Raw genomic sequence first — 13,885 nt, forward strand, 5'->3', positions numbered from 1 at the left:
AAATAACGATAAAAAAATGGCTTCCCGAGGGAAGCCATTTCAATCAGCAGACTATATTACAGAACGTCAATCGCGTTCAGTTCTTTAAATGCTTTTTCCAGACGAGCGATCATCGAAGTCTGGCCAGCACGCAGCCATACGCGCGGGTCATAGTATTTCTTGTTCGGCTGATCTTCGCCTTTCGGGTTGCCCAGCTGACCTTGCAGATACGCTTCGTTTTCTTTGTAGTAGTTCAGAACACCTTCCCAGGTTGCCCATTGGGTATCGGTATCGATGTTCATTTTCACTACGCCGTAGCTTACGGAGTCTTTGATTTCCTGAGCAGTAGAACCGGAACCGCCGTGGAAAACGAAGTTCAGGCTGTTGTGCGGCAGGTTGTGTTTCTTAGAAACATAGTCCTGAGAATCACGCAGAATGGTCGGGGTCAGAACCACGTTACCCGGCTTGTAAACGCCGTGTACGTTACCGAAGGAAGCGGCAATGGTGAAACGCGGGCTGATTTTGCTCAGCTCAGTGTACGCGTAATCAACGTCTTCCGGCTGGGTGTACAGGGCAGAAGCGTCCATGTGGCTGTTGTCCACGCCGTCTTCTTCGCCACCGGTGCAACCCAGTTCGATTTCCAGAGTCATGCCAATTTTGGACATGCGCGCCAGGTATTTGGAGCAGATTTCGATGTTTTCGTGCAGAGACTCTTCAGACAGGTCAATCATGTGAGAAGAGAACAGCGGTTTACCGGTAGCCGCAAAGTGTTTTTCACCCGCGTCCAGCAGACCGTCGATCCACGGCAGCAGTTTCTTCGCGCAGTGGTCAGTGTGCAGGATAACCGGAACGCCATAATGTTCAGCCATCTGATGAACGTGATGCGCGCCAGAGATAGCGCCCAGGATTGCCGCACCCTGAGGTACGTCAGTTTTCACGCCTTTACCCGCGATGAAGGACGCGCCGCCGTTGGAGAACTGAACGATGACCGGTGCTTTAACTTTTGCAGCGGTTTCCAGAACAGCGTTGATGGAATCAGTGCCCACGCAGTTAACTGCCGGCAGAGCAAAATTGTTTTCTTTTGCTACCTGGAACACTTTCTGTACGTCATCACCAGTGATCACGCCTGGTTTTACGAAATCAAAAATTTTAGACATGTTTCGTTGTCCTGTATCGTCGGGCTTTGGGAAAAAACACGGGCCGCCCTGAATGTCAGATCGGCGATAAATCAACGGGCAGGAATCCCTGCCCGTAACGATTACTTCTTAGCGCGCTCTTCGAGCATCGCTACGGCTGGCAGAACTTTACCTTCCACGAATTCGAGGAATGCGCCGCCGCCAGTAGAAATGTAGGAAATTTTGTCAGCAATGCCGAACAGGTCGATTGCAGCCAGGGTGTCGCCGCCGCCAGCGATGGAAAACGCTTCGCTATCAGCGATGGCATTCGCCACGATTTCAGTCCCTTTACGGAAGTTCGGGAACTCAAACACGCCAACCGGGCCGTTCCACAGAATGGTTTTGGCATTCTTGAGGATTTCAGCCAGCTGCTGAGCGGAAGCATCGCCGATATCCAGGATCTGCTCGTCTTCTTTCACGTCGTTAACGGATTTCAGAGTCGCCGGTGCGGTTTCGGAGAACTCGGTGGCAACGCGAACATCGGTCGGAACCGGGATATCGCAAGTGGTCAGCAGACGTTTTGCTTCGTCAACCAGGTCAGCTTCGTACAGGGATTTACCGACACTGTGGCCCTGAGCGGCAACGAAGGTGTTGGCAATACCGCCGCCGACAATCAGCTGGTCAGCGATTTTAGACAGGGAATCCAGAACGGTCAGTTTGGTAGATACTTTAGAACCACCAACGATAGCCACCATCGGACGAGCCGGTTCTTTCAGCGCTTTACCCAGCGCATCCAGTTCAGCGGCCAGCAGCGGGCCTGCGCACGCGACGTCAGCAAATTTGCCGATACCGTGGGTAGAAGCCTGCGCGCGGTGCGCAGTACCAAAGGCGTCCATCACGAATACGTCACACAGGGCGGCGTATTTTTTAGACAGCGCTTCGTCGTCTTTCTTTTCGCCTTTGTTAAAGCGAACGTTTTCCAGAACCACCAGCTCACCTTCGGCCACGTCAACGCCGTCCAGGTAATCTTTGACCAGGCGAACCGGGTTAGACAGTTTGTCTTTCAGGTAGTTAACAACCGGCAGCAGAGAGAATTCTTCGTTGTACTCGCCTTCGGTAGGACGACCCAGGTGGGAAGTTACCATCACTTTCGCGCCCTGTTTCAGAGCCAGTTCGATGGTCGGCAGAGAGGCGCGGATACGCGCGTCGCTGGTCACTTTCCCTTCTTTAACAGGTACGTTCAGATCCGCACGGATAAAAACGCGTTTCCCGGCCAGATCCAGATCGGTCATCTTAATTACAGACATGGTGAATCCTCTCAATGATGCTTAAAGTTTTGTCGACGCTGACGCGTCGAGCCTGAAACCAACTGCGGCCATCGCTAACGTGGTGTCGAGCATCCGGTTAGCAAAGCCCCATTCATTATCGCACCAGACCAGCGTCTTGATCAGGTGGGCGCCACTAACCCGGGTTTGCGTGCCATCAACAATGGCGCTGTGCGGGTCGTGGTTAAAATCTATCGAGACCAACGGTGATTCCGTATAGTCAACTATACCATGAAATGCACCTTGTGCTGCTTTTTGCAGCAACTGGTTGACTTCACTGGCTTTTACTGGTTTTTTCACCGTCACGCTTAAATCGATCGCCGTCACATTAATGGTTGGAACGCGCACCGCAATCGCCTCAAAACGATCGTTAAACTGCGGGAATATACGCGTAATGCCTGCCGCCAGTTTTGTATCTACCGGGATAATCGACTGGCTGGCCGCGCGCGTGCGCCGTAGATCGGAGTGATACGCGTCGATCACCTGCTGATCGTTCATCGCGGAGTGGATCGTCGTGACGGTACCAGACTCGATGCCGTAAGCATCATCCAACAATTTAATGACGGGAATTATGCAATTCGTGGTACAGGACGCGTTTGAGACAATACGATGTTCCGCACGCAGTTGGTTCTGGTTCACGCCAAAAACGACGGTGGCGTCAAGATCGTTGCTGCCCGGATGAGAAAAGAGCACTTTCTTCGCGCCAGCGGCAATATGCGCCTCGCCATGCTCCCGGTTGCCATATACGCCCGTACAATCCAACACGACATCCACGCCCAGTTCGCGCCACGGCAGATCCGCCAGCGTTCGTTCATGCAGAATACGAATGACATCGTCGCCGACAAAAAGCTGCTCGCGCTCGTGGCGAACCTCCCATGCAAAACGCCCGTGGCTGGTATCGTATTTTAACAAATGCGCCATGCCTGCGGCATCCGCCAGCTCGTTGATGGCCACCACGGTAATTTCCGCCCGACGTCCGGATTCATACAAAGCACGAACCACGTTACGTCCGATGCGACCAAAGCCATTAATCGCTATGCGTACGGTCATAGGTCTCCTGCAAGGCTATCCCGATTCAGATGAGGCTGACAGAGTAATGCAGCTCATCGTCGAGTAAAACCTCACCTGTCGCAAACTGCGACTGATTGGTTAATTGTCGAACATTTAATTAACTGAAACGCTTCAGCTAGAATAAGCGAAACGGGGAATAAAAGGAATGTTTGTCCAGTCGAAGAAGACAGTTATCTGACCTGCATCACATTTCATGGCCGCTTACGCTGCAATTTATTCCATATTTAAGAATCACCAGTACATCCGTCAGATCTTTTCATCGTCGCGTCACAAATACTGATTTATATCAGAAAGCGCTGTCGCCAGCGTCTATATTATCAGCGCCACGTCCGAGTCTCGGAGTCCTGTAACGATGACTGTATCTCACCACAATGCCTCTACAGCGCGCTTTTACGCGCTTCGTCTGCTTCCCGGCCAGGAAGTGTTTTCCCAATTACACGCCTTTGTGCAACAGAACCAATTACATGCCGCCTGGATTGCAGGGTGTACCGGCAGTCTGACCGACGTTGCGCTGCGTTATGCCGGGCAAGAGGCGACCACATCGCTCACCGGCACGTTTGAAGTTATCTCGCTAAACGGCACGCTTGAATTGACTGGCGAGCATCTGCATCTCGCGGTATCGGATCCCTACGGGGCCATGCTCGGCGGCCATATGATGCCAGGGTGTACCGTGCGTACCACACTGGAACTGGTTATCGGCGAGCTGCCAGCGCTGACGTTCAGCCGTCAACCGTGCGCCATTTCCGGTTATGACGAACTGCATATTTCTTCCCGTTAATTGACGACTCTTTAAGAGGTACTTTATGGCGCGTCGCCCGTTTTCCAGCCAGTCTCTGGTGCTGATTGTCATCGCTATTGCCATCAATATGATTGGCGGACAGCTTATTAGCATGTTGAAGCTGCCTATTTTTCTCGACTCGATCGGCACCTTAATTAGCGCGGTACTGTTAGGGCCGTTCATCGGCATGTTGACTGGGCTTCTGACCAACTTGCTGTGGGGGCTGCTTACCGATCCTATCGCTGCCGCGTTTGCCCCGGTAGCGATGGTTATCGGTCTGGTCGCCGGGTGGCTGGCGCGCGCAGGCTGGTTTCGTACCCTGCCCAAAGTGATCGTCAGCGGGGTCGTCATTACGTTAGCGGTGACGCTGGTCGCCGTACCGCTTCGTACCGCGCTTTTTGGCGGCGTTACCGGCAGCGGCGCTGATTTGTTCGTCGCCTGGATGCATTCAATGGGCCAAAACCTGGTGGAGTCAGTCGCGATTACCGTCATAGGCGCTAATCTGGTCGATAAAATTCTGACGGCGATCATCGTTTGGGTGCTGCTGCGTCAGCTACCGTTACGTACGACACGGCATTTTCCTGCGATGTCAGCCGTACGCTAAATGCATCCGTTTACCTCGTTAACCTTATGGGCGCTGGCGGCCTGCACCACGCTGCTGCTCCCTGCGCAGACCGTGCTCCCGATTTATAGCGCGGCGGCCTTCCTCTGTCTGCTGGCGCTGAAATCAACGCGGCGGCGGGCGAAGTATGTCGCCTGGCTGATGCTGTCTTTAGGGTTTGGGCTATGGCTGGTACATGGCGGTTGGCTAACGGAATGGATAAGCGGGCAGCCTCGCGATCCGCAGCGCTGGATATATGCCGTTACGCTATGGCTACGCCTGCTGGCGATCGTGTCGACGTCGCAGCTATGGATGCAGTATGTGCCGGTTCAGCGATTTATTCGCGCCCTGTTCGCTTCACGTTTGCCGCCCGGCATCGCTTACCTGTTCGCTGGCCCGCTGCTGGTCGTCGAACAGCTCAAACGACAACTGACGATCGTTCATGAAGCCCAGCGCGCGCGCGGCGTACCGCTGGATGAAGGCTGGTATCAGCGGCTACGGGCAATGCCTGCGCTGATCGTGCCGCTTACGCAAAATGCGCTTAACGATCTGACAATACGCGGCGCGGCGTTGGATATGCGGGGGTTTCGGCTGCATCGAGCCCGAACCACGCTGTGGGCGCCGAAAGATAGCGTGTTACAACGGGTTGCGCGGTATGGCATGGTACTGCTAATAGTGGCGGAAGCGGGAGTATGGATATGGTTACGTTAGAGCAGTTTCGTTATCTTCCGTCCGATGCGACACGCCCGCCGGCATGTTTTGATTTCCACTATTCAACACCCGGAATAGTGGCGATAGTCGGCGATAACGGCAGCGGAAAAAGTACGCTGGCGCAACTGATGGCTGGCTGGTATCCGGATTATCTTCCCGGTGATATTGACGGCACAGGCTTACTGCTTGGCGTCCCTATCGGACGGCTCCCGCTGGTAGAACAGTCGCCCACCATCCAGCTGGTGCAGCAATCGCCTTATTTACAGCTTTCCGGCTGTACCTTTAGCGTAGAGGAAGAGGTGGCGTTTGGCCCGGAGAATCTCGGCCTCCATGAAGCGGAAATTCTACGGCGCATTGACGAGGCGCTGACCCTGACAAACTGCCAGTCGTTACGCCATCGCCATCCCGGCACGCTCTCCGGCGGCGAAACGCAGCGGGTAGTGATTGCCAGCGCGCTTGCCATGCAGCCCAGGCTATTAGTTCTTGATGAAGCCTTCAGTCGGCTGACGTCAGCGGCCACCGGGACGCTGCTGGAACGGTTACAACAGTGGGCGCTGGAACGACATTCTCTCATTGTGCTTTTTGAGCGTAATCATTTTCCTTTTCTGACGCGATGCCAGCGGGTATGGCAATTGCGCGACGGAGCGCTAACCCCATTATGTTGACGTTAAATCAGGTCGCTTATCGCTGGCCAGATGCCGCAGCCGACTGTCTGCACGCCATCTCGCTTGAACTTCGTGACGGCGAATGGCTGGCGTTGACCGGCGATAACGGCGCGGGAAAATCAACGCTGTTACGGATTATGGCCGGCCTGCTTTCCCCCACTTCCGGCTCGGTAACGCTTAATGGAGAGCCGATTGCGCAGCTTAAAAATCGTCAACGCGCCGCCGCTATCGGCGTACTCTTTCAGGAAGCGGAAAACCAGATTTTCCACAGCAATGTCGCACAAGAGGTCGCTTTTGGGCTGAAACTACAGCGCTTATCGGCGGAGGATATTTCACGGCGCACGCAGGCCGCGCTGCGGTTATGCCAGCTAACGGACGTCGCCGAGGCGCACCCGCTTGATCTGCACGCCGCGCAGCGCCGGATGGTGGCGGTCGCCAGTCTGGAGGCGATGGCGCCGCCTGTGTTATTGCTGGATGAACCCAGCCGGGATTTTGACGCCCACTGGCTAACCGTATTTGAACACTGGCTGGCGACATGCCGGGCACGGGGAACCAGCGTCGTCGCGATTAGCCATGACGCTGCGTTTACCCGGCGTCATTTTTCACGGGTGGTACGGCTGGAAAACGGCAGGTTGTCAAAGGGGGAATAAAAAACGGGTCGCCGAAGCGACCCGTTTTATGCCGTATTAAGGATTACAGCAGCGCTTTCGCTTTGGCGATCACGTTGTCCACCGTGAAGCCAAACTCTTCAAACAGCAGCTCTGCCGGGGCGGACTCACCGAAGGTGGTCATCCCGACAATAGCGCCGTTCAGGCCGACGTATTTGAACCAGTAGTCAGCGATACCCGCTTCAATCGCCACACGCGCAGAGACCGCTTTCGGCAGGACAGCTTCACGGTAGGCCGCATCCTGCTTGTCGAATGCGTCGGTGGACGGCATGGAAACCACGCGCGCCTTCACGCCTTCGGCAGTCAGTTTTTCGTAAGCGGCAACCGCCAGCTCAACCTCAGAACCGGTCGCAATGAAGATAATCTGCGGCTGGCCCGCACAATCTTTCAGTACGTAACCACCGCGGGCGATATTCGCCAGTTGCTCTTCAGTACGTTCCTGCTGCGCCAGGTTCTGACGGGAGAGGATCAGCGCGGTTGGGCCATCCTGACGCTCTACGCCATATTTCCACGCCACCGCGGATTCCACCTGGTCGCACGGACGCCATGTGGACATGTTCGGCGTTACGCGCAGGCTTGCCACCTGCTCGACCGGCTGGTGCGTCGGGCCATCTTCGCCCAGACCGATGGAGTCGTGGGTATAGACCATCACCTGACGCTGTTTCATCAACGCTGCCATACGCACTGCGTTACGGGCATATTCGACGAACATCAGGAAGGTGGAGGTGTACGGCAGGAAACCGCCGTGCAGGGCGATACCGTTGGCGATAGCGGTCATACCGAATTCGCGCACACCGTAATGAATGTAGTTACCTGCGGCATCTTCGTTAATCGCTTTCGAACCGGACCACAGGGTCAGGTTCGATGGTGCCAGGTCAGCGGAGCCGCCGAGGAATTCCGGCAACAGCGGACCGAAGGCTTCGATGGCATTCTGGGACGCTTTGCGGCTGGCGATTTTCGCCGGGTTAGCCTGCAGTTTAGCGATGAATTCATTCGCTTTCGCATCGAAGTCAGCCGGCATGTCGCCTTTCATACGACGAGTGAATTCAGCAGCTTCCTGCGGGAAGGCTTTCTCATAAGCCGCGAATTTCTCATTCCATGCAGACTCTTTCGCCTGGCCAGCTTCTTTCGCATCCCACTGGGCGTAGATTTCAGACGGGATTTCGAACGGCGCGTATTTCCAGCCCAACTGTTCGCGGGTCAGCGCGATTTCCGCGTCGCCCAGCGGCGCGCCGTGGGAATCGTGGGTACCCTGTTTGTTCGGCGAACCGAAACCGATGATGGTTTTGCACATCAGCAGGGACGGTTTGTCAGTCACGGCGCGAGCTTCTTCCGTGGCGCGTTTAATAGCGTCGGCATCGTGACCGTCAATGCCACGGATAACGTGCCAGCCGTAGGCTTCAAAACGTTTCGCGGTATCATCGGTGAACCAGCCTTCAACGTGACCATCGATAGAGATACCGTTGTCATCATAGAACGCGATCAGTTTGCCCAGTTTCAGAGTACCAGCCAGAGAGCACACTTCGTGAGAAATGCCTTCCATCATGCAGCCGTCGCCCATAAAGACGTAAGTGAAGTGGTCAACGATATCGTGGCCAGGACGGTTAAACTGCGCCGCCAGAGTTTTCTCGGCAATCGCCATCCCGACGGCGTTGGCAATACCCTGACCCAGCGGGCCAGTAGTGGTTTCAACGCCAGCGGTGTAGCCCACTTCCGGGTGACCAGGGGTTTTTGAATGTAGCTGACGGAAATTCTGCAGTTCGGACATCGGCAGGTCATAGCCGGTGAGGTGCAGCAGGCTGTAAATCAGCATTGAGCCGTGGCCATTGGACAGCACGAAGCGGTCGCGGTCGGCCCAGGACGGGTTGGTCGGGTTGTGGTTCAGGAAATCACGCCACAGGACTTCGGCAATGTCAGCCATACCCATCGGGGCACCCGGGTGACCGGATTTGGCTTTCTGTACTGCGTCCATGCTCAGCGCACGAATAGCATTGGCAAGCTCTTTACGTGAGGACATTTTGACTCCAGATCGGATGTTGAAAGGCCATGCCCGTAACGACTTGACGACAGCGCGTTTTGGGCTACGCCGGAAAATTTGCCAACAATTTACCCCAAGCCGCGCGTCATGTACATGGAACATCCTTTTACCGCTTCAGAAATCTCCGGATCGTGCTCGCATGTTGCGCAATTAGCTAACTTGCCTGCCACGCTTTTCTTTATACTTAACCCAGGCGCTAATTCATCTGCAACGGGCGCATTTCAAAATAATATTAATTCGTATGGAAGAGAAAAATGAAAATTCGCGCTTTACTGCTTGCTTTGGGCATGGCGACGGTGCTGACCGGCTGCCAGAATATGGACTCTAATGGACTGCTTTCTTCGGGCGCTGAAGCTTTTCAGGCCTATACGTTAAGCGATGCGCAGGTAAAAGCGTTGAGCGATCAATCCTGTCAAGAGCTCGACAGCAAAGCGAAAATCGCGCCGGCGAGCAGCGAATACGCTAAACGACTGACAAAAATTGCCGCCGCACTGGGGGATAACATTAACGGCCAGCCGGTGAACTATAAGGTTTACGAGACGAAAGACGTCAACGCGTTTGCCATGGCGAACGGTTGTATTCGCGTCTACAGCGGACTGATGGATATGATGACCGACAACGAAGTTGAAGCCGTGATCGGCCATGAAATGGGCCATGTCGCGCTGGGTCATGTAAAGAAAGGGATGCAGGTCGCGCTGGGCACTAACGCCGTGCGCGTTGCGGCGGCATCGGCAGGAGGCGTTGTCGGCAGCCTGTCGCAATCGCAGCTTGGCGATCTTGGCGAAAAACTGGTGAACTCGCAGTTCTCTCAGCGTCAGGAGTCCGAAGCGGATGATTATTCTTACGATCTGTTGCGCAAACGCGGTATCAGTCCGGCAGGACTCGCCACCAGCTTTGAGAAACTGGCAAAACTGGAAGCGGGTCGTCAAAGCTCGATGTTCGACGATCACCCGGCGTCCGCCGCACGCGCACAGCATGTGCGCGATCGTATGAGCGCAGACGGGATCAAATAATCCCCGAACAGTGCCGGATGGCGGCGTGAACGCCTTATCCGGCCTACAAGCATCAATCAGCTGTAGGCCGGATAAGCGCAGCGCCATCCGGCAAAACAATTTACTCGCCCTTCTTCGCCGCCTGGATATAGAGCATTTCTAATGCCAGCGTCGCGGCCGCCAGAGCGGTGATCTCCGACTGATCGTAAGCCGGCGCGACTTCCACTACATCCATACCGACAATGTTCAGATCTTTCAGACCGCGTACCAGTTTAATGGCGCGATCGGAGGTCAAACCGCCGATCACCGGCGTACCGGTGCCAGGCGCAAACGCCGGGTCCAGACAGTCGATATCAAAGGTCAGATAGACCGGCATATCGCCGACGATCTGTTTCACCTGAGCGAGAATATCATCCACGCCGCGATCGTTGACCTGGCAGGCATCCAGCACGGTAAAGCCATTGTCTTTGTCAAACTCAGTACGAATACCGATCTGTACCGAATGATGCGGATCGATCAGGCCTTCTTTCGGCGCGGTGTAGAACATCGTGCCGTGATCGAATTCGCAGCCGTTAGCGTAGGTATCGGTATGCGCATCAAAATGTACCAGCGCCATTTTGCCAAAATGTTTCGCGTGGGCGCGCAGCAGCGGCAGCGTGACGAAGTGGTCGCCGCCGAAAGAGAGCATACGCTTGCCTGCAGACAGCAGTTTTTCAGCGTGCGCCTGTAATTTTTCACTCATTTCACGGGCATCGCCAAACGCATACACCAAATCGCCGCAGTCCACGACGTTCAGGCGCTCGCGCATGTCAAAATTCCACGGGAAACGGTGATGTTCCCAGGCGAGGTTGGTCGACACCTGACGGATCGCCGCCGGGCCATGACGACCGCCAGCGCGACCGGACGTTGCCATATCAAACGGTACGCCAGTGATCACCCAGTCGGCATCGCTGTCATACGGCTGGAAGTTCATTGGCAGACGTAAAAAACCAAACGCATTAGAAACCAGTGAGTTATCGTACTGATGACCTAAGGTGCTCATGGCAAAAACCTCTTCTTAGTCAATATAAAAAAACCCTCCCGCGTCGTTAGGCCCGACGAGGAAGGGTTTGAATTTGTTTACGGCTCAAAGTTTACTCTGACAGACCGCATTATTGAAGTCAGTTTAGCCAGGTACAGTAGACAACGCCCGAAAAAAATATATATCCAGCGCAAATCAGTAGGCTCATACGTCCATCGCGGTCAGTTAAGAGGCCTTAGGGAGTTGCCGCTGTAAAAACTCAAGCACTAATGCGTAAAACAGCGGTGTTTTTCCTGGCGTCAGGAAAATGGCGTGACCGCTACCGGGAATGAGGGTCATCTCCGCCTGAGGCAGCAGCCGGTACAGCTCGGTAACTCCTTCAACGGTGAAAAATTCATCCCGGTCGCCGTCCAGTAATAGCACAGGAATGTGGATTTTTTTCACCTCTTCTTCCGCCAGCGATGTGGGCGTTGTCCACATTGGCCAGACACCTTTGAGGAACGTGCGCCAGTAGTCTTTTTGCTCTGGATGATGCATGTTCTGATAAAATTTAACCATCCCGGGCGCATCCGAAGCCATTTTATCCAGATCGCGATCCGTCAATTGCCCCTGAGGCATTCCTTTACCATAAAAAATCTCCATCCCCTGCATGTAATGGGTCGTAGCAAAGCGATGCGTTGCGCCGCCGACGATAGCAGCGCGCGCTAGATCCGGGTATCGGCTGGTTAACTTCAGAACGACCATGCCGCCATCGCTGTAACCCATCACCAGCGGTTTTTCCAGCTTCAGCGCTTTAACAAAAGCCGCCATATCTTCCGCCATCAGATCATAGCTAAACGTTCCTTGCGGGTTATTCGTCAATCCATGTCCACGACTGTCCGGCATGATGACGCGAAAATATCGAGATGCCTCTTTCGCTAACCCCTGCCAGCTTTTCGCCGTCAGACCCCCACCGTGAATCAACAGCAGCGGAGGCCCCTCGCCCTCTTCAACGTAATGAATTTTGATACCATTCGCTTCCACAAATTTATCTTTGTCCATCGTTGTTGCTGAAGCATTTATTAAAAATATAATATTGATAATAAAAATAAATGCGAATTTAAAAATATGATTCATAACACCTCGCCAATCACTTTCCGTGTAAAAGACCATATTATTCAGATTGAACAAAAATAACATCAAAATCGATTTGTATCATTTTCACTTATTTACCGGGGAGACCCCGCATCCTCTTTTTACAGAACGTAAAAAGCCTTTCCGCGATTAGCCCCAACGCGAAAAGGCTCTGAAGTCAGAAAAGTGCCACCTTATTCATTCTGGCTGCAATTCAGGATGACTTGAAGGTCTCTTCCTGAATTGCATTTGGCGCTTTCTTTATTCCTTCGTCTGACAGGGCAAGCTTGACTCGCTAAATGCCGTGGCCGGAATTTTCACAATCGCTTTTTTAACCGGCGCAGGTTTACCACGCGTACAAAGCGGACGGTGGATCTGGTTGGGATAAAAAAGTGCGAAATCGCCAGGATTTAATGTAACGAACTGCTCATTAGCGACACATTCAGGAAAGATGATGTCATCAGGAAGATGCTCAAGCTCCTTTATCCTGGTATCAATTTTGTTGGAATAGCCAATCTCCTCATAACCGCTTAGTAAAATCTGAACATCGATATATTTTTTATGAAGTTCAGCTTTGCGGTTTAACGAAGAGTGTGTTTCCCCTTCGCTTATCATAAGAAATGATTCCGGGAAAGAAAGTTCATATCTACCAGCAGGCTGATCTTCAGCTATCTTCACCGCTTCGATGATAAGTTTTTTAATAATGTGGTTAACGTAAGGTAATAAAGTAAGCTGCTCTATATTTCCATATAGCATACTATAGTTATCCTAAATAATGGTCGTGATTATAATTATCAGCCAATCAGGTACTGGTAAATACCTTCAGCCACAGGAATACCTTCTTTTAAACATTTTTCTTTATAGGCGATTTGCGGATCGTTTGGCGCCAGCACTTTATCAACACCGGGCATCGGTTTTACAGCCCTTAGCTCATTGACCATTGTGCTCATTATTGAGGAAAACAGCGGATTGCCCAACATCTGCGGATCAATAACGATAACCAGACTCGCTAACTTGCGCATCTTGTCATAGTCGCCATACATCCGAACAATATGGTTGCTAAAGTTTGCCCCCATCAGGACGCCCGTGAGCGCATCAATCGCCAGGGCAATACCAGAACCTTTGTGTCCGCCAAAGGGCAGCAGATTTTCAATTTTATGCGGATCGGTAGTGATATGTCCCTCTTTATCCAGCGCCAGACCATGACCTATTGGTTTCCCGGTTTCTTTGGCGTGCAGAATTTTACCAAACGCAATGGCGCTGGTCGCCATATCGACGATCATCGGATGGCTGTCTTTAACGGGGAAGCCGAAGGCGATTGGGTTAGTCCCCAGAAAGCGCTCCGCGCCGCCATACGGCGCAACGCAGGTATCCGTTTGCGTCATGGCGATAGCCACCATTCCCTGGCTTGTCGCCTGCTCAATGAACCACGAGAGCGCGCCGCAGTGGGACGTATTTTTGACGCTGACGAAGCCCAACCCCGTCTCTCTCGCCAGACTAATAGCGTGATCTGTCGCCTTTATCAGCGCGCAGTGTCCCATTCCATCATCAGAGTCCAGAATAGCGACAGAAGGCGAAATCTGTTCAATGCTGAATGTTGCTTTTGGATTGAGCCCGCCTGCGTTCAGGCGGGTACAATAGTGCTCTACGCGAATAACGCCGTGGGAGTGAACGCCGGTAATATCGGCATGAACCAAAACGTCGGCTACCTGCTGCGCCGTTTGCGCGTCAAGGCCCGCCTGGGTGAGCTTATTAAACGCCAGCGCTTTCAATTCATTTTCTTTGACTAATATTGTTGACATAACTAT

14 protein-coding genes and 1 pseudogene are annotated in these 13,885 nt (G+C 53.4%); 6 read left to right on the plus strand and 9 right to left on the minus strand.

What is annotated here, in order from left to right; all coding sequences use genetic code 11:
* Window positions 1-56: 56 nt before the first annotated feature.
* The 3 genes from fbaA to epd form a co-directional block, all read right to left on the minus strand.
* Window positions 57-1,136, minus strand: a complete 1,080-nt coding sequence (gene fbaA, locus ABVM99_RS05950) for a class II fructose-bisphosphate aldolase (RefSeq protein ID WP_000034386.1) — start codon at window positions 1,134-1,136, stop codon at window positions 57-59.
* A 101-nt stretch (window positions 1,137-1,237) separates the two neighbouring features.
* On the minus strand, window positions 1,238-2,401 hold the full coding sequence (gene pgk / locus ABVM99_RS05955) for a phosphoglycerate kinase (RefSeq protein ID WP_000111274.1): 1,164 nt from the start codon (window positions 2,399-2,401) through the stop codon (window positions 1,238-1,240).
* A 21-nt stretch (window positions 2,402-2,422) separates the two neighbouring features.
* Window positions 2,423-3,469: an erythrose-4-phosphate dehydrogenase gene (gene epd / locus ABVM99_RS05960; protein ID WP_000218338.1), complete on the minus strand. Its 1,047-nt coding sequence runs from the start codon at window positions 3,467-3,469 to the stop codon at window positions 2,423-2,425.
* Between the two features lie 373 nt (window positions 3,470-3,842).
* Between epd and ABVM99_RS05965 the strand changes: the two genes are divergently transcribed.
* The 5 genes from ABVM99_RS05965 to ABVM99_RS05985 are packed head-to-tail and all read left to right on the plus strand — an operon-like array spanning window position 3,843 to window position 6,895.
* Window positions 3,843-4,268, plus strand: coding sequence for a PPC domain-containing DNA-binding protein (locus tag ABVM99_RS05965; RefSeq protein WP_000218564.1), 426 nt, complete (start codon window positions 3,843-3,845; stop codon window positions 4,266-4,268).
* Window positions 4,269-4,293: 25 nt separating this feature from the next.
* A complete protein-coding gene (locus tag ABVM99_RS05970) occupies window positions 4,294-4,872 on the plus strand; it encodes an ECF transporter S component (RefSeq protein WP_000124001.1) in 579 nt (192 codons plus the stop codon).
* Window positions 4,873-5,580: an energy-coupling factor transporter transmembrane component T gene (locus ABVM99_RS05975; RefSeq protein WP_023195154.1), complete on the plus strand. Its 708-nt coding sequence runs from the start codon at window positions 4,873-4,875 to the stop codon at window positions 5,578-5,580.
* A complete protein-coding gene (locus tag ABVM99_RS05980) occupies window positions 5,568-6,245 on the plus strand; it encodes an ABC transporter ATP-binding protein (protein ID WP_001517914.1) in 678 nt (225 codons plus the stop codon). Before ABVM99_RS05975 ends, ABVM99_RS05980 begins: the two co-directional genes overlap by 13 nt.
* Window positions 6,239-6,895: an ABC transporter ATP-binding protein gene (locus ABVM99_RS05985; protein WP_017441084.1), complete on the plus strand. Its 657-nt coding sequence runs from the start codon at window positions 6,239-6,241 to the stop codon at window positions 6,893-6,895. The genes ABVM99_RS05980 and ABVM99_RS05985 overlap by 7 nt, the downstream gene beginning before the upstream one ends.
* Window positions 6,896-6,938: 43 nt before the next feature.
* On the opposite strand, the gene tkt is transcribed toward ABVM99_RS05985, so the two are convergent.
* Window positions 6,939-8,930, minus strand: a complete 1,992-nt coding sequence (gene tkt / locus ABVM99_RS05990; protein WP_000098647.1) for a transketolase — start codon at window positions 8,928-8,930, stop codon at window positions 6,939-6,941.
* A gap of 275 nt (window positions 8,931-9,205) precedes the next feature.
* Between tkt and ABVM99_RS05995 the strand changes: the two genes are divergently transcribed.
* On the plus strand, window positions 9,206-9,964 hold the full coding sequence (locus ABVM99_RS05995; RefSeq protein ID WP_000701825.1) for a M48 family metallopeptidase: 759 nt from the start codon (window positions 9,206-9,208) through the stop codon (window positions 9,962-9,964).
* A 12-nt stretch (window positions 9,965-9,976) separates the two neighbouring features.
* Here ABVM99_RS05995 and ABVM99_RS06000 read toward each other — a convergent pair.
* The 5 genes and pseudogenes from ABVM99_RS06000 to ABVM99_RS06020 form a co-directional block, all read right to left on the minus strand.
* A pseudogene (locus tag ABVM99_RS06000) lies at window positions 9,977-10,061 on the minus strand (hypothetical protein); the annotation flags it as partial.
* Window positions 10,062-10,064: 3 nt separating this feature from the next.
* Window positions 10,065-10,985, minus strand: a complete 921-nt coding sequence (gene speB, locus ABVM99_RS06005) for an agmatinase (RefSeq protein ID WP_000105550.1) — start codon at window positions 10,983-10,985, stop codon at window positions 10,065-10,067.
* Between the two features lie 204 nt (window positions 10,986-11,189).
* The gene (locus ABVM99_RS06010) at window positions 11,190-12,146 is read right to left on the minus strand and encodes an alpha/beta fold hydrolase (protein ID WP_077684027.1); all 957 of its coding nucleotides are present in this window, start codon (window positions 12,144-12,146) and stop codon (window positions 11,190-11,192) included.
* Between the two features lie 192 nt (window positions 12,147-12,338).
* The gene (locus ABVM99_RS06015) at window positions 12,339-12,833 is read right to left on the minus strand and encodes a YhcH/YjgK/YiaL family protein (protein ID WP_000965537.1); all 495 of its coding nucleotides are present in this window, start codon (window positions 12,831-12,833) and stop codon (window positions 12,339-12,341) included.
* 38 nt (window positions 12,834-12,871) lie between these two features.
* Window positions 12,872-13,879, minus strand: a complete 1,008-nt coding sequence (locus ABVM99_RS06020; protein ID WP_000104231.1) for an Ldh family oxidoreductase — start codon at window positions 13,877-13,879, stop codon at window positions 12,872-12,874.
* Window positions 13,880-13,885: the final 6 nt, after the last annotated feature.

Origin of the sequence: Salmonella sp. SJTUF15591 (assembly GCF_043356435.1) — a bacterium.
GTDB classification, from domain to species: Bacteria; Pseudomonadota; Gammaproteobacteria; order Enterobacterales; family Enterobacteriaceae; genus Salmonella; species Salmonella enterica.